Source organism: Iodobacter fluviatilis, from assembly GCF_004194535.1.
GTDB classification, from domain to species: domain Bacteria; phylum Pseudomonadota; class Gammaproteobacteria; order Burkholderiales; family Chitinibacteraceae; genus Iodobacter; species Iodobacter fluviatilis_A.
The window spans coordinates 2,609,509-2,626,213 of the sequence record NZ_CP025781.1; the positions used below are offsets into that span (position 1 = coordinate 2,609,509).

Genomic DNA, 16,705 nt, shown 5'->3' on the forward strand with positions numbered 1-16,705 from the left:
TTTTTTGGAGTTATACCCCATGACCATGGCGATTGCCGACGTGCAAAACACGGTGGATACCCGCAATATTGCGATCAATAAAGTGGGCATTAAGTCCATTCGTCACCCAGTTAAAGTAGCGGATCGTACCGATGGCGTGCAGCACACTATCGCCATGTTTGATATGTATGTGTTCTTGCCTAAGCAATTCAAAGGCACGCATATGTCGCGCTTTGTGGAAATCTTAAATAGCCACGAAAAAGAAATTTCGGTTGATTCTTTTGAAACGATTTTGCGTGAAATGTGCCAGCGTTTAGAAGCGGATTCAGGCTATTTGGAAATGCGTTTCCCTTATTTTATTAATAAAATAGCACCTGTATCCGGCGTACAAAGTCTAATGGATTACGATGTTACGCTGATTGGCGAGCTTAAAAATGGCGTATTTGAGCAAAAGTTAAGGGTATTGGTTCCAGTAACTAGCCTATGTCCGTGCTCGAAAAAAATCTCAGCTTATGGCGCGCACAATCAGCGCTCACACGTGACCGTGACAGCCACATTGGCGCAAAGCGTCTGGATTGAAGAAGTGGTGGCGCTGGTGGAAGCTGAAGCCTCTTGCGAGCTGTATGGCTTGCTTAAGCGCCCAGATGAAAAATATGTTACAGAACGTGCTTACGATAACCCTAAATTTGTAGAAGATATGGTGCGTGATGTTGCGGCACGTGTACTCGCTGATCCGCGTGTTAGCGCTTATGTGGTTGAATCAGAAAACTTTGAATCTATCCACAATCACTCCGCCTATGCCCTGATTGAGTACGATAAGCGCGAAGCGTAATTGTTTCACGAGGTTTGGGATTTGTTTTTGCCACACTTTTCGGCGTATTTTAGTTGCAGGGTGTGTCAAAGTGCGTAAGTCTGGTATTTTGACAGCAGCACTTTTTTGCAGCGTAGTAAGCCTGTGAACATGATTACACAGGCTTATTTTCGTGTACCAGTTGACACTTAGATTTTGGCTTGGGTCTTTTTTTGTCTACGTCTAAGTAAACAATAAATGACGCTGCATAAACAAAGCTATCTAATAATCATCAGGGAATACAAAATGTCTAGCAAAATGACCGGTACTGTAAAATTCTTTAATACGGAAAAGGGATTTGGTTTTATCTCTCCTGTAGATGGCAGTAAAGATGTGTTTGTACATTTCTCTGCCATTCAGTCTACGAGCTTTAAAACCTTGGATGAAGGGCAGCGTGTTGAGTTTACTATTGAGCAGGGGCAGAAAGGCCCCTCAGCTGCAAACGTAGTTGGTTTGTAATAGCCCCAAAGCGGATGCCTAGTTTTAGATAGATTGAGATTAAAGCCCCGGCAACGGGGCTTTTTTCAATTTGTGGGAGCGATAATGTATATTATTTTGATTGGCTATTTATACGTGGTGCTGATGTTTTCTGCGGTGGCAGGCAGCATTGCTAAAGGCTTAACGATATTTTTTATTTTTGGTTTTTTGCCAACCATGTTGATAGTCTGGCTAAAGCGCGGCAAGCAGATCGTGAAAGAGCGTAAACGGGAAGAAGATAATGAGTAGGGGCACGGCATGCCGTGCCCCTAGCAGCCTGTCGGACTTAGACGGTCGAAGCGAAAAATCGCATGGTCGAGACCAGATTTTGCCGGATTTGCAGCGCCAATAACGAGTTATTGGTCAAAAATCTGGTGAAATATAGGCCGATCAGGTGATTTTGCAGCTGGCTGATGCTAAGTCCGACAGGCTGCTAGGCTATTTTAGCAAGGGCATTTACTGATTTTGCCTGCACCTGGGAAGCGAGCTTCTAGGCAGTAGCGATAGAACTCATCGCGAGTTTTAGGCTCAATCTCTGGGTGATGCCCGTGCATATGCAGTAGATATGCATCGTAATCGTGGATGCCCACCATCAGGCGGCAGGTTTGTACCACGCGTTTGGCATTGGTTCTAAATGCTGATCCTGATTGTAAAAATTTAAGCATGGCCGGCCTCCGTGGTTAATGGTCCACCTACTTCATGCACCGATATTTCTTTATTATTTAGTGCTTTACGAATCTGAATAATGGTTGCAACTAGCATGGTGATCGCAACTAGCATAAAGAAGCTGCATAGCACCGCGTTGATCTGGTTATTGAAGACAATTCTTTCCATATCCGCAATGCTTTTTGCTGGGGCCAGTAGGGTGCCGTCATGAATGGCACTCTTAAAGCGGCTTGCCTGCGCTAGAAAGCCGATTTTAGGATTTTCATGGAAAATCTTTTGCCAGCCCGCCGTCATCGAGGTAATAAACAGCCATACGGTGGGCAGCAGGGTGACCCAAGCGTAGCGCTGTTTCTTCATTTTAAAGATCACAACGGTGCCTAGCAGCAGCGCCATTGTCGCCAGCATTTGATTGCCAATGCCAAATAGCGGCCACAGGGTGTTAATGCCACCTAGCGGATCGGTTACGCCTTGGTAAACAAAGAAGCCCCAGCCAGCAACAGCCACGGCGGTGCCGATTAAATTGCCGACCCATGATTGGGTTTTTGCAAGGCCAGGAATAAACACGCCTACGGTGTCTTGCACCATAAAGCGGCAGGCGCGAGTGCCTGCGTCTACAGCCGTCAAAATAAACAGTGCTTCAAATAAAATCGCAAAGTGATACCAAAAGCCCATCATGGCGGTGCTGCCGGTAATGGTGCTGATGATATGTGCCATGCCCACCGCAAAGGTTGGCGCGCCACCTGCCCGCGATAAAATTGAATGCTCGCCTACATCTTTAGCAATTTGCGTGAGGTACTCCGGCGTAATCACAAAGCCCCAGCCGTTGATTACGCTTGCTGCGTGCTCTACGGTGGTGCCGATCAGCGCTGCTGGCGAGTTCATGGCAAAGTAAACGCCAGGATCAAGTACCGATGCGCAGATCAGCGCCATGAGCGCTACAAAGGATTCCATCAGCATCGAGCCATAGCCAATTAGGCGGATATGACTTTCTTTTTCGATTAGCTTAGGGGTGGTGCCGGATGCGACTAGCGCATGAAAGCCAGAGATCGCGCCGCAGGCAATGGTGATAAACAAAAATGGGAACAGGCTGCCAGCAAAGACTGGGCCACTGCCGTCAATAAAGCGGCTGACGGCGGGCATTTTTAGCTCGGGTGCGGCAAAAACAATTCCAACAGCAAGGCCAGCAATTACGCCAATTTTTAGGAAGGTAGATAAATAATCACGCGGTGCCAGCAGTAGCCACACCGGTAAAACTGAAGCAATAAAGCCGTAGATAATCAAGGCCCATGTTAGCTCAGTGCCACTCATGGTAAATAGCGGTGCCCACTCAGGGTTGGCCGCAATATCACCACCATACACAATGGCTGCCATCATCAGCACAAAGCCAATCAGCGAGATTTCACCAATGTGGCCTGGCCGGATATAGCGCATATACACGCCCATAAATAGCGCAATTGGGATGGTCGCGGCAATCGAGAACACGCCCCATGGGCTTTCTGCTAACGCTTTAACCACCACCAGAGCCAGTGCAGACAAGATGATAATCATCACGCCCAGTGCGCCCAGCATCACAATCACCCCAGCAAAGGGGCCGAGCTCTTGCTTGGCCATCTCCCCCAGGGAGCGGCCATCGCGGCGGGTAGAGATAAATAAAATTAAGAAATCCTGCACCGCCCCTGCCAGCATTACGCCAACTAGAATCCAGATGGTGCCAGGCAAAAAGCCCATTTGTGCGGCCAAAATGGGCCCAACTAAGGGGCCGGCACCAGCAATGGCGGCAAAGTGGTGGCCAAACAATACCCATTTGTTGGTTGGCACATAATCTAGCCCGTCGTTACGGCGGTAGGCGGGCGTGAGGCGGTTATCGTCGAGCTCGAACACTTTTTCGGCGATAAATTTAGAGTAAAAACGGTAAGCAATGCTGTAGCAGGAGATAGCGGCCAGTACCAGCCAGACTGCATTAACATGCTCACCTCGGCTTAAGGCCAGCATGGCAAACGAGAATGCACCACCAAGTGCAACCAGCAGCCAGACTCCCCATTTTTTAAAATGATTCATAGCCTTCTTCCCTTGTTAAAACTATTTTGTTTTAAATAACGGATACGATTGGGCAATATTTGAAAAACCACAAATCTTAGGGCTGCTACTTGCTGCGCCCTTGATTGAAATTGATGCGGAGTAAGTGTTTTTCTAATATCGCGGCATAACATCCGTTAAATTAGCGACGGGGGTTTAAAAAAAGTCTCTACTCAATAAGAAAAAACGCGCCTGAAAAATTGATCGCTATATGGGTTTGATATATAAGGAAAATTTTTTAAAGCTCAACGCTACTTTATGATGAGAGAGCGCTTTTTTGAAGCTCCCTTACCTTGTAGGCCGATAATGAAACGATGTAAGCCACCCGCCCATAGGTGCTTTCCCTAGGTGTCAGCTATTTAAGGATATTTCCTAAGTAGATACTGAAAATTGTTTTAAAACAGATGTGATTGGGTGTTGGAGTCGAGGCAGGGCTGGTTGTGAAAGTGTGGAATGAAGCGTGAGGGATGGGTTAGCTCTAGCTACTTGTAAGTCGTAGCTGGCCTGAGCATAGATTCTTGATTTCTTGCAGGAGGGGAGCCGACTGATCCTGCGCTAGCTGTAGCTGTAAAAAGGCCTCGATATTGCTGTAGTGCACGCCTAAAACCACACCATCATGCTGGGCTACAAAGCGGCGGATTCTTCCTTCTTCACTAAAGGGCAGGGCGATTTCGAGCTGGGCTTGAGCGATGTTACTAATGTATTCGGCCCCTAGCAAGGCGGTGGCAATGGCATCGGTATAGGCACGGGTCAGCCCACCAGCACCCAGCTTAATTCCACCAAAATAACGCACCACCACACCCAAAACGCCATCCAGATGTTTGTGCTGTAAGACATTCATAATGGGCTTGGCTGCCGTACCGGATGGCTCGCCGTCGTCATTCATCCCTGATTCACCGCCCGCTAGCAGCGCCCAGCAAACATGGCGGGCTTCTGGATGCTGCTGCCAGTAAGCGTCCACCAGCGCTAGCGCCTCAGCGCGGCCAGAAACCGGATGAATATGGGCGATAAAGCGGCTTTTTTTAATGATAATTTCTGCAGAAACCGCAGTGGCAATAGAGGTCGTCATCAGGGTATTTTAACTGCTGGGAGGGGAAATGGGGAGTTGGGATTAGGGGGGCAGAGTAATTCCCGACTCCACTCCCCCGCATAAGGTTTCACATTCTTTATCGCACGTTATGCCTCGGCCTTGTTGCGCTCCGTGTTTTGTGTGCCCATATGCTAGGGCATTGCCACGCGAGGGCACAAAATCGTGCCCACGCAATAGATCATGGTTTTACAATTTCTAGCTTACCTGCTACGCCTCGACCTTGTTGCGTGCCGTACATGGCTTCAGCATAAGGGGCTGGGGTCTGGAAGATTCCGGCGTGGGTGGCGCGCAGGCGATAGACGAAGGTGGCGGCGTCTTTGCTGATGTTGCCATACAGCACGATTCTGTCGTCGCGCATATCTAGGTAATCTGGCCGCCAACTGGATTGTTTTTCTCCCAGCGGTGCTTGCCAAGTGGGGCGTTGTGGGTCGCCATCCCCTTCGCTTTCTCCTTCCAAGCTTGCCTGAGCTGGGGCGTCTTCTTTAGGTGATGGCACAATTTCTACCCCGCCTGGTAATAGCTCAACAATCGCCATTTGCGAGCCCTTTTGTTCTGAGCGCAGCCGTAGCCGCACTAAAAACTCTTCGCCAATTTTGACTTTGCTGATGACTTTTCCCGCAAGATCGGTGTATTCGCGGATGATCTCCACCCCTTGCTTAATGGCTGCCTTGGGTGGCAGCTTATCAAAGCCTGCTTCGCTTAAGAGGTAAAAGCCAGGTAGGGCGCCTTCCTTGCCAAAGCGTACTCTGTGAGCGGTGTTTGAAAGCATCGCCGTGTTGTCTAGTTTGCTTACCTTGCCGCTTTTATCCACTTCGGCCAGCGTAAATGTACCGGCATTATTGCTATAAGCCTCCAGCCCCAGCATTAAATACGCGGCAGAAAGCGAGTGGTAGTTCTGAGCGCTGATGGCATTGCCTAGCTGAGCTAGCTCGGCGGCTGGAACGCTGTTGAGCTGTTCTTTAAAGTGGCGTGATAGCAGATACAGCCGCTGTGCATCGTGTACCAGCGGGTTGTAGTAGCTCTCTCCGGTGCTTGGCGTGGCTTTTGCAAGCAATAGCCAAGGTACAGTTTTAAATAGGCTTTTAGCCAGCGCATCTTGTTTTAGCAGCTTGTAGCTAGCGGCCAAATAGGCGGCGGTAAGGTCTTGTTGCCATACTTTGGCGTGGTGCGCTTCAAGCTCCTGCTGCAGTGCGGCAATCATGCCGCTGGTCATCACACCCTGACGGCTAAGTAGGTAAATAGCATAGGCTCGCTCCCTTGCTTCGCTTAAGTTTTCGCTGCTGCCGGTAGCCAGTGTTTCTAGCCAGCTATTGGCTCTTTTGAGCATGTCGTCTGAAACCGGCAGGCCACGTTCTTTGGCTTCAATTAAATAATGCACGGCATAAACCGAGGCAAAACGCGAAATATCCGGATTGCTGGCCCACAGGCCAAAGCTGCCCTCATCATTTTGCCGCTCGGCCAAGGTTTGCTTCAGCTTATTAAAGGCGGTTTGTGTTTTTGTGCGGTCTAAATTAGGCAAGAGCAGGGCAGGGAAGCCTTTGCTGATCACTTGCTCGGTGCAGCTGTAAGCATAGCCATCCAGATAAACCGCTAGACCTTGAGCCCAAACTAAGGGCGAGCCCGCCACACCGGCACTGACCTTTCGATACTCTTTAAATAAATCGCGGCTTAGCGCCACTTCCTGCGTGGCATGATCAAAGCGGCCAACGCTGAGTTTGGTGGAGTAAGGTACAGCGGGGCGAATGCTGACTGCGTCTCTGGCGATACCTTGCTTACTGCCACTGCTAGCGGTAAAGCGCAGGCTACCCGAGCCAAGCACGCTGTTGGCACGCAGGCGGAATTCTGCGCTGGCTTCGCGCTGGCTGGCGATGTTCAGCGTTTGCTGGGCAGGGGAGAGTAGGGTAAAGGCCACATCGGCATCTAGTTTGAGCTGTACGGGGGTTATGCCCGCTGTGCGTAGATTATTAAACACCCCTAAGCTCACGGTAAATTCATCACCAGGGGCCAAGATATACGGCACATTCGGGCTAAGAATTAAATCACCGCGTACCTGTGTGCCGCCTTCAAATACGCCGATTTTATCTGGCGTAACCGCTACGGCCATCAGCCGTAATTTGCCGTTAAAGGTATCCGGCACGGTGTAGCTCAGCGTTTTGCCCTGTGGCCCCACATCAATCAGCCCAGACCACCACGCCACGGCGCTCTGGCGTTTGCGTTTAAAGGGATTTAAGTGTTTGCCAAGCGCACCTGCTGCATCGCCCCCCGGCGCTGCACCCTGCATCAGCCTTGCAAACTCCGGCAGAATTAAATCTAAAATCTGGCTGGTGCGTACGTCTAAGGCGCGTTTCTGGAAGAAAAAATCCAGCGGCTTGGGTGTGTTATATCGTGCCACTTGCAGTATGCCTTCATCCACTGCAAATACCACGATGCGCGCATCCTGATTGCTGGAGACTTTAAGCTCCAGTTTTTGCCCCGGTTTTACTTCCTTGGCATTGGCGATTTTTACATCTAGGCGTCTGGCGTCCAGATTCACCGCAAACGGCACTACGCCATAAGAAAGCGGGCTCATATAGACTTCATCGCTGCTTGGGCTGCGGATAAATTGCACCGAGATGTAACCATTGCCTTCAAAGTCTTTGGGCAGGGTAATTTTTTGTACCGAGCTGGTGGTATCCGCTTTAAACCAGATATGGCTATATACCTTGTCGCGCTCTATGGTGATGAGCCCCGCGCCGGTGTAGGGCGCGCGGATATTCACTTCGATTTCTTCACCTGCTTTGTAGTCTTTTTTATTTAAAGTGAGCTGCAACTCGGCGTTGCGTTCTAAGGATCGGGCGATATTGGCTGCGCCCACCACGGTGTATTCGATACGGTTGAGCTCTGCGCCATCCGGCCCTTTGATCACCAGCGCAAAATCACCTGGCTCGGCAGTTGGCAGCGTCAAATTGCTGCCTGAGGCGGGTAGGCTGAGTGGCTTGCTGTCGCGATTGATTTCTTTTTTACGTGATTGATATTTGAATGTAGCGTCGGGCTGCTTCACTAACACCGACACATATTTGCGCTCCACCCAGTTCACTGTAAGTTGCTCAGCAATAATGGGTTTTAGATCTGGGCCAAGAGCCAGCCAGTGCGCAGCACGTTTGGCATTGCGCTGGATATATGCCATCTCGCCATCGCTTTTTACCCCGATCAAATACGGAGCAGAGGATACCAGCACGGCGCTTTCTGCCGCCACGCCACGGCCACTACCCGCTTCGAAAGCGCGGGCGGTGAGATGCAGCTGGTAGGTGGATCGGGCAAAGCGCGCCAAATTAAGATTGAGCTCGGCGTCCCCCTGATCATTACTGGTGGCGCTGGGCAGCGCGTCTCTAAACGGCTCTTTTAACTGGCCCGCCTCGCTGAAGCGATAATCCGGGAAGGCGGCAAAGGCTGGCACGCTAGGCGTTAAGACCATCTCGCCCTCTACCCGCCGCCCGCCCGCTGGGCTGCCAAATAGATGCATGACTTTTACATTCGCCTTAATATCTTCCGGCTTAATCCAGCCTGCTACTGGCGCATGGCTAAGCGTGGCGCTGACTTTCATCCGGTCTGGCTCAAACTCTTTAACCTTGATGCTGCCACTGCCGATCTGCTCGTGATCGTTTTTGCCTTTGATTAGATAAACGCCAATCTGATAATCGCCGGTGGCTGAGGTATCGCTGCTGGCAAAATCAATACTTTCAAAACCAGAGCTGCTGAGCTTTATTCGTTCTTTTTTGACGGTTTGCCCACGCGGATCGGTGATTTCAATTTCCAGTGGCAGGCCAGTTAAAGAGCCCACCCAGTTAGCTGTGCGGGTAATACTATGGATATGCGCGGTTTCGCCTGGGCGATACATGCCGCGATCAGAAAACACAAAGCTGGATAACTGCTGCGCCGAGGCCGCATTGGCAATGCCGCCAATATCAAAGCGCGATAGATCAAGCTGCCGATCGTAGCGGTTAATTGGCAGAAACGAGACATCGTCCCCCTTACTGACTAAATACATCAGCGGCGCTTTTTCACGGGTTAAATCTTTTAGTGCAGGCAGATGGGCGCGGCCGCTGCTGTCGGTAAGGCTGCTGGCAACGGTGAGGCCATTGCGACCTATCACATCAATTTTTACGCCATCAACTGCATTGCCACCGGAGATGGACTGCACAAATACATCATTGCTGCCGTCCACGGCGGTTTTGGCCAGTACGCCTAAATCAGAGACCAGAATAAAGCGGCTGTCACTGGTTTCCTCATCGCGGTTTTTAGGATGCTTAGGGTCAAAAGGCGTGAGCTTAAGCATAAATACACCACGCCGGTTGCCGGTTTTGTCGGCCAGATAGCGCGTCAGATCGATGCTGTCGTAGTAGGGCTTGCCAGGCTCGGTGGCAGGCAGGGTGCGCTCTTCAGTAAAACGCTCGACTAAGGTATCTAGATACTGATCGGCTATCTCGGGCTTGGCAAAGTTGCCGCTGCTTTGGTCAACCAAATGGTGGAGCTGATTGGGCAATAAGCGCCCCACTTCAATCCGCACCCCTGGTAGGCCGCGCGCCACAAAGGCGATTTTTTTATCTGAGGCCATAGAGAGCAGCGCGCCATCGGATAACAACTTCACGGCCTTAGGATAGGGTGCTACTTGAAACACACGGCTCATAATCTTGCCGGATTGATAGCCACCAAAAGCCTGCACGCCGGCATCTACCTGTAAAAACACCGAGCGCCCAACTGGGGCTGAGAAGCGCCAGCTATGTTGGGTGCCGTATTCATCGGCAGCAGGCAGGGCTTTAAGCGCTAGCTCTGTTGTTAGCTGGGCTTTGCCAACTTGACTTGCCCCCCACTGATAGTTGCCATGTTGATCTTCTTTGGGCGTGTTGGGCGGGTACTCCGGCAAGAGCCAAGCATGGACTTTACCTTTTAGTGCGGCTTCAGAAACCGGCACATTGCTGGACATCATCACCACTTGTTCGGGTTCGTAGCGCTCGTTATCGGCCAGCAGCATTTGCACATTATCGAAACGCAGGCTGTAGAGGCCGGGCACGCTGATTTGGCTGGTTAATTCTGCGTCTAGGGCATTGCCACCTTGGCTGGCTTTAGCGCCTTTTGCCAAAGTGAGCAGAATATCGCTGTCTTCTTTAGGCACGGTGAGCGGGGCGGAGTGAATAAAAGCGTTGAGCTTGGCTTTATCAAAGCTGATTGAATAGGGCGGCACTTTATCGCTCTGAAAGCCCAGCCCACCGCCTAATTTTAGGTTGATGTTTTTTTGGATGCTGGCAGGGTCTACCGGATGACTAAAGTGCAGGGTGGCGACCAGCTTCTTAAGATTAGCATCCCTTGGATCTTGGTAAAATCGTGATTCGGCCACATTGGCGGCAAAGGGCGCGGTCTTGAAAGTAAAGCGGTATTCCTCCAGCTTTACGCTCTCTGCAAAGAGTTTTTTCTTGGCGAGTGTCACTTCAAACTCGGCATCAATTGGCCAGTCGGCTTTGGGGCTGAAAACCAGTTTTCTATCGCCTTCCCAAACCCAGCTGCCAGCCAAGGCAGGGGATAGTTGCACGCCATCGCCAGCGGGTTTGTCGATTTGCTTGAGTGGTGCTGTGGATTCGTTAAATTCCACCACCAGCGGCAAAGGCTGCGGCCGGTCTTTTTCGTCATAAGGCGTAAGCGCGGGTGCGGTCACTACATAGCTCACTCGCTGCTGCTTAGGCTGAGCCTGATACCAGCGCCAGCCCATCGTTCCTCCTGTTGCCAGCAGGGCAAAAGCCAGCAGGGCAATCCCGGCTTGCTTGGGCTTGGCGCGCATCCAGCGCACTGCCACCTCCAGCCAAAGCGCTAATTTTTTGAGCCAGCCCGGCGCTTGCCAGTTCACCTCGCCAAACAGCAACGTTAAAACCCAGGATATCCCGCGAGATAAAAGCTGGAAAGCGGGTAAGCAAATCTGCAAGGCTTTATTCATCATGGGGCTCGGTCTGAGTTTGACTGACTGCGGGCAGGCTTATTTTGCCCTTTGAAATTGTAAGAGTTATTTGATTGTGCTGCTTGGGAATGCGGTTTTTATGGCTATGGAGTGTGCAAATTCGCCCACTTGCTGCATTCCAGCCCGCGAAATATGCAGTCTGTTCTGCCTAAACGGTAATCTGTCTTTCTAACGTTTTAATTGATCCGCAATGGCGGCATACTGGGCTTATTCTAACCAAGAATATTGGATTTATGATGAAAAAAATACTGATTTCATTATTACTTGTGCTGCTGGCGATTTATCTAGGGGCAGATTTCTTTAATCACAGCATGAACTTAAGTTTTAGTGGTGATGGGGATAATTGGGAATGGACGAGTCGTGGTGCTGATGCGCTGATCACTATTCCTGTTTTGTTGATTGTGGGTACAATTTTATTCTTTGTATTTTCTGGCGTGGCCTTACTTATTTTAGCAATTGGCTTGTTTGCCGTATTAGCCTGCCTGTTGCCTGCGCTGATTTCATTGGCCGTACCGGTATTGATGGTGTATTTACTTTATTTGCTGATTCGTAAAGCGAAGAGTGTTTAGTGAATGAGGCTGTATCAGCCCAAAGGGTCTCTCGTGGGGAGAGATTGGGCTGATGGCAGGCAATAAGAAATTAATTATTTTTTTTGCGCTTAATGTAAATAAAGGCCGCAAAGCTGCAAATGGCTAGCTCTAAAGCAAATGACCAATGAAGTATAAAATTAAGCCACCAGGGTTTATATAGGGCGTTTACTGTAAACAGAGCAAAAGGTTTATCAATGAGCGGAAAAAACCACCAGATATCCCCAACTACTGTATCTAAAATAATATGTATCATGCAGGATGAGAAAGCAATCAGCGAGAGGAGCCCCAGTTTTTTATGTGAAGAAAAAGCATAAATTAAGTATGAAATAAAAACCAAAGAAATCCAAAGCAAAGGCCAGTGAGTTATATATTTATGGTGGTGTGTCTGGCGATGGTCAATTAAATAAAAGTATATAAGGTCAAAATCAGGAAGAATTGAGCCTAGTACAGCAGAAAAAATAATAAGATGCGTTGGTATCGCTATTTTCTTAATGCTTTTTATAATAGATACAGCGTAGATGTAGCCCGAAGGAATATGCGCTATGAACATAGTTTTTCTGTGCTTTTATGTAGTTTTAATTAAGTTTGCTATTGCCGTTATATGTTTTTTTCTGGGTTCGATAAGATTTTATAGTCTGCAAATTATTGTTATCACAGGAAAACAAGAGCGCACCCTGTGCGCTCTTGGTGTTTCAAATAATCAAGATTTAAGCAGTCAGTGCCAGTAGTTTTACAAAGGCATCATCAAATTGCTTCAGACCTTCGGTTTGTAGCTGTTCGCCTTGCAAGTTGTAGTTGATGCCTAGCTTGCGCAGTGCGGCCATATTGGCAACGGCTGTGTCTGTGCCCGTTTCAAGCGTTAGCGCGGCTACGCCGTGGTCGCGGAATAGATCGAGCGTTGCATCTGGCACGGTGTTTACTGTTTCTGGGCCGATCAGGTCTGCCACGTACATCACATCGCTATAGGCTTTATTTTTGGTGCCGGTAGAGGCCCACAACATGCGTTGCGGATTTGCGCCCAGTGCTTTTAGTGCAGCAAAACGTGTGCCGTGGAAGAGTTTTTTATAATGCTCGTAAGAGACTTTTACAAATGATTTGGCCACGGTCCCGCGTAGAGCTAGTGCTTCTGGAGTGCCAATCGCTTCCAGTTGTGGATCGATCAGGCTGTCTACTCGGGATAAGAATACCGATGCTACGGCGTGAACGCGATCCACTGGCTGGCCAGCGGCGACGCGCGCTTCGAGGCCACGGATATAAGCGGTGAGCACTTCATCAACGTGTTTCAGGTTAAACATCAGAGTGACGTTGATATTCAGGCCAGAGGCAATTAGCTCTTCAATGGCGATGATACCTGCCGAGGTAGCAGGTACTTTAATCATCAGATTAGGACGATTAATGGCGGCCCAGAGGCGTTTTGCATTAGAGATCGTACCCAGGGCATCGTGTGATAGTGTTGGAGATACTTCCAGCGATACATAGCCATCTTTACCGTTTGTTTCATCGTAAATGGCGCGGGTTACATCGCAAGCAGCTTGTAAATCTGGGATCACCAGCGCTTCGTAGCGTTGTTCTGCTGTGAGATCTTGTTTTTTTAATTCTGCTAGATCGCCGGTGTAAAGCGGGTCGGAGCTGATAGATTTAAAGAAAATCGCTGGGTTAGATGTCACCCCCACAATGCCATCTTCGCGCAAAATCTTGGCAAGATCGCCAGATTGAATCAGACCACGGGATAAATTATCCAACCAGATGCTTTGACCTAGGGGTTTAATAGCTGCGATTTTGCTCATGGGGTGACACCTCAAATAAAGAGATAGAAGGAAAGTGAGTACTCAACAGCAAATTATCCTCTATCCTCCGTGATTTAGCATTTGTCATCATGCAATAATTATTACTATTTTTTAAGATTCACGAAGGTTGACAGGGGGGAATGCTTAAAATGGGTGTGCAGAATGGGATGAAGGTAAGGGGGAAAGGTGCTTTTTGTCCGCAAAATACACAAAAAACGCTTTAAAGCTGATTGTAGCGGATCTTTTCGATTGATAAACAAGCCACAATTTACGGCTTTATGTTCGTGATTTTCGTGGACTACGCATTTTTTAATCTTATTGCGTAACATCCGTCATTTAATGACTCGCTGTGGTGGAAACTTCACCGCAAATTGGCTGCCCGTGCCGGCTTGCGATTGCACAACCAGTTGAGCCTGATGGCGCTGAATAATGTGTTTTACAATGGCGAGGCCTAAGCCGGTGCCGCCAGTAGAGCGCGATCTGCCTCGGTCTACTCGGTAAAAACGCTCAGTTAGTCTGGGCACATGTTCGGGAGAAATACCAATGCCCGAGTCTTGCACGCTAAATACGCCGTGCTCGTCGATCAGATCCCAAGTTAGCGTGATTTTGCCTTCATTTGGGGTGTAGCGAATCGCGTTAGAGACCAAATTGCTAAAGGCAGAATGCAGCTCGTCGTGATTGCCAATTAAGCGGATCGAATCGAGTTGACCAATAGATACAATATGGCGGCCTTGGGATAGGCCTTCAGCCTCGGCGGCGAGTAGGCGTATTAGCTGCGGCACATCTACTTCTTCTTCACGCATTTGCTGGCCACTTTCTAAACGAGAAAGCGTCAGTAAATCATCAACCAAACGCTGCATACGCTGCGTTTGGTCATACATTAGCTGTAAATGTTGACGGCGGACATTGGCATCCGTGTCAGGCATATCGATCATGGTTTCGATAAAGCCGCCCACTACGGTGAGTGGCGTGCGTAGCTCGTGCGATACATTGGCAACAAAATCACGGTGTACGGTTTGTACGCGATCAAGTTGGGTGATATCGCGGGATAAAAGAAGCTTGCGGCTTGAGTCAAAAGGAACCAGTTGCACCGATAACACCTGCTCTTGTGGCCTATGCGTGTGTAACACCAAAGGATGGGCAAAATCTTGACTGCGTAAGTATTCGCGCAGTGATGGATGGCGAACAATATTGCTAATCACTTGCCATACATCGCTTACACGGTTGATGGCCATATGCGCCGCAGCGGAGCGATTACACCATTCGATGCGATCGTGCTCATCTAAAATAACTACGCCATCGGGTAGCGCTTCGCTGGCATTGGTAAAGCGATCTAGCGTATTGGTGAGGCGTTCTTTGATCTTGCTTTGCAGCCTGACCTGGTTATAAACCCGATCAAATACTTCCTGCCAAAGCAAAATACCGCTTGGGACATTATCAACGCGGGAGTTTTCTACCCAACGGTGTAAACGGCCAAGATTAATTAAGTGATACAAAACCGAGAGCGATAACAGCCCAATTGCCGTGGCCATGCCATATATCAAACCGTAAATACCGCCAATTGCTGCAGAGAATAGAGCCATTGCCAAATAATAAATCAGAGATCGTAGCCAAAGCATTTAGATTTGTTCCAAAGGAAAAGCGCTTACGAATGCAAGGCTATAAATCATTCATCATTTCTAGTTAAGTATTTTAAAAAGCTTTGTGTAAGTATATCCCAGCTAGCTGCTGAGCATTGGCCAATCATTTAATTGCTATGTGCAGAGAGGCGATAGCCTGTGCCACGCACAGTTTGGATCAGCCGATCAAAACAAGTTGATTCAAGCGCCGAGCGTAATCGGCGAATGTGTACATCCACGGTGCGTTCTTCCACAAATACATGATCGCCCCAAACATGATCAAGTAATTGTGCACGTGAATGCACTCGTTCTGGATGGGTCATAAAAAAGTGCAGTAGGCGGAATTCTGTTGGCCCCAGATCAATGGCGTCGCCATTGCCAGTGACACGGTGCGTAGCCGGATCTAGACGTAGGCCCTGTACTTCAACGGTGTCATCGGTAATTTGCGGTGCACGGCGACGCAGTACAGCCTTAATGCGCGCTTGCAATTCGCGTGGGCTAAATGGTTTAGTAATGTAATCATCCGCACCAGTTTCTAGGCCGATCACTTTATCTTGCTCGTCTGAGCGGGCGGTTAACATGATCAAAGGAATTTGCCGAGTGCGTTCTTCAGAGCGTAGCTTCCTGGCAAAATCGATGCCGCTCATGCCGGGCAGCATCCAATCGAGCAAAATCAAATCAGGGAGGGCATTGCGGACGATGTTTTGCGCGCTTTCTGCAGAGTCGGCCCGCATCACATGGTGTCCTGCTTGAGACAGATTGAAAGCAATCAGCTCTTGAATGGCGGGTTCGTCTTCGACAAGTAAAATATTTGCAGGCATAGCGATTGACCTCGCGGAATGAAGTTCCACATTTGTTGCAAGATTAAGGCCTAAATATGTCTTTAATATTACAAGTCTTGAAGAAGTGGTCTTATTTTAAATTACCGTGGCGTATTTTTCACACTCAAAAGTAAATTCATAGCCCGCAAGCTGCTGACAGCAAAGTCCTGAAGCGGGGTATCATGCGAAGGTTCATTCAAGAGCGTCGTGACCCATGGCCGGACTTAGCGCAACAACCCCGCAACCCAGCGAAATTAAACTGCATCAAGTCTCTAAAATACTTGAGATCCACTTTAATGATGGCTGTCATTTTGATTTATCTTGTGAATATCTGCGGGTATTTAGCCCCTCCGCCGAAGTGCGCGGCCACGGTGCTGGCCCTGGTACGCTGCAAGTGGGTAAGCAAGGTGTCAATATTATAGATATCGTACCCGTGGGCAACTACGCAGTGAAGTTGGTATTTGATGATGGTCATGATTCAGGTCTGTATTCTTGGGATCACCTCTATGAGCTGGGCCGTAATCGGGAAGCCAACTGGCAAGATTATCTTGCGCGTTTAGAGCAGGCAGGCGCTGCGCGGGCTTAATATAAATAGTCTACGAAAAGCACTAAATATACGGAAAAAGTAATAAAACAGTAATGATACTTGCTGGATTGATTTTTAATCAGAATGGGAGCGCCCTTCCGTGTGTGATTTTTGTGTATTTCGTGGACGATGCATTCATCTTGCGGTGCAGTATTGCAAGTTTTATGTTTTGTAAGAA

At 49.0% G+C, this 16,705-nt stretch carries 13 protein-coding genes; 5 read left to right on the plus strand and 8 right to left on the minus strand.

The window, feature by feature from the left end; genetic code table 11:
- Window positions 1–19 precede the first annotated feature (19 nt).
- The 3 genes from folE2 (at window position 20) to C1H71_RS11665 (ending at window position 1,555) form a co-directional block, all read left to right on the plus strand.
- Window positions 20–811: a GTP cyclohydrolase FolE2 gene (folE2, locus tag C1H71_RS11655; protein WP_130106697.1), complete on the plus strand. Its 792-nt coding sequence runs from the start codon at window positions 20–22 to the stop codon at window positions 809–811.
- Between the two features lie 264 nt (window positions 812–1,075).
- The gene (cspE, locus tag C1H71_RS11660) at window positions 1,076–1,288 is read left to right on the plus strand and encodes a transcription antiterminator/RNA stability regulator CspE (protein WP_130106698.1); all 213 of its coding nucleotides are present in this window, start codon (window positions 1,076–1,078) and stop codon (window positions 1,286–1,288) included.
- 84 nt (window positions 1,289–1,372) lie between these two features.
- Window positions 1,373–1,555 (plus strand): hypothetical protein, encoded by a 183-nt coding sequence (locus C1H71_RS11665; RefSeq protein ID WP_130106699.1) that lies wholly within the window; start codon window positions 1,373–1,375, stop codon window positions 1,553–1,555.
- A gap of 194 nt (window positions 1,556–1,749) precedes the next feature.
- Here the strand turns inward: C1H71_RS11665 and C1H71_RS11670 are convergent, their stop codons facing one another.
- The 4 genes from C1H71_RS11670 to C1H71_RS11685 form a co-directional block, all read right to left on the minus strand.
- Window positions 1,750–1,971, minus strand: coding sequence for a YbdD/YjiX family protein (locus tag C1H71_RS11670; protein WP_130106700.1), 222 nt, complete (start codon window positions 1,969–1,971; stop codon window positions 1,750–1,752).
- Entirely contained in the window at window positions 1,964–4,030 is a 2,067-nt protein-coding gene (locus tag C1H71_RS11675; protein WP_130106701.1) for a carbon starvation CstA family protein, read from the minus strand. Before C1H71_RS11675 ends, C1H71_RS11670 begins: the two co-directional genes overlap by 8 nt.
- A 496-nt stretch (window positions 4,031–4,526) precedes the next feature.
- Window positions 4,527–5,117, minus strand: coding sequence for an IMPACT family protein (locus tag C1H71_RS11680; RefSeq protein WP_130106702.1), 591 nt, complete (start codon window positions 5,115–5,117; stop codon window positions 4,527–4,529).
- 199 nt (window positions 5,118–5,316) lie between these two features.
- Entirely contained in the window at window positions 5,317–11,106 is a 5,790-nt protein-coding gene (locus tag C1H71_RS11685) for an alpha-2-macroglobulin family protein (protein WP_223145856.1), read from the minus strand.
- Between the two features lie 251 nt (window positions 11,107–11,357).
- On the opposite strand from C1H71_RS11685, the gene C1H71_RS11690 reads away from it, so the two are divergent.
- Entirely contained in the window at window positions 11,358–11,693 is a 336-nt protein-coding gene (locus C1H71_RS11690; RefSeq protein ID WP_130106703.1) for a hypothetical protein, read from the plus strand.
- A gap of 70 nt (window positions 11,694–11,763) precedes the next feature.
- On the opposite strand, the gene C1H71_RS11695 is transcribed toward C1H71_RS11690, so the two are convergent.
- From C1H71_RS11695 to phoB, 4 genes are all read right to left on the minus strand, one after another.
- The gene (locus tag C1H71_RS11695) at window positions 11,764–12,264 is read right to left on the minus strand and encodes a metal-dependent hydrolase (RefSeq protein ID WP_130106704.1); all 501 of its coding nucleotides are present in this window, start codon (window positions 12,262–12,264) and stop codon (window positions 11,764–11,766) included.
- Window positions 12,265–12,421: 157 nt separating this feature from the next.
- Window positions 12,422–13,501 carry a transaldolase gene (gene tal / locus C1H71_RS11700; protein ID WP_130106705.1) on the minus strand — a complete coding sequence of 360 codons (1,080 nt, stop codon included), beginning with the start codon at window positions 13,499–13,501 and terminating at the stop codon, window positions 12,422–12,424.
- Window positions 13,502–13,833: 332 nt separating this feature from the next.
- Window positions 13,834–15,120, minus strand: coding sequence for a phosphate regulon sensor histidine kinase PhoR (gene phoR / locus C1H71_RS11705; protein ID WP_130106706.1), 1,287 nt, complete (start codon window positions 15,118–15,120; stop codon window positions 13,834–13,836).
- Window positions 15,121–15,248: 128 nt separating this feature from the next.
- Entirely contained in the window at window positions 15,249–15,941 is a 693-nt protein-coding gene (gene phoB, locus C1H71_RS11710) for a phosphate regulon transcriptional regulator PhoB (RefSeq protein ID WP_130106707.1), read from the minus strand.
- Window positions 15,942–16,155: 214 nt separating this feature from the next.
- Here phoB and C1H71_RS11715 point away from each other — a divergent pair, with 214 nt between their 5' ends.
- Window positions 16,156–16,527 carry a gamma-butyrobetaine hydroxylase-like domain-containing protein gene (locus C1H71_RS11715; protein WP_130106708.1) on the plus strand — a complete coding sequence of 124 codons (372 nt, stop codon included), beginning with the start codon at window positions 16,156–16,158 and terminating at the stop codon, window positions 16,525–16,527.
- Window positions 16,528–16,705 lie beyond the last annotated feature (178 nt).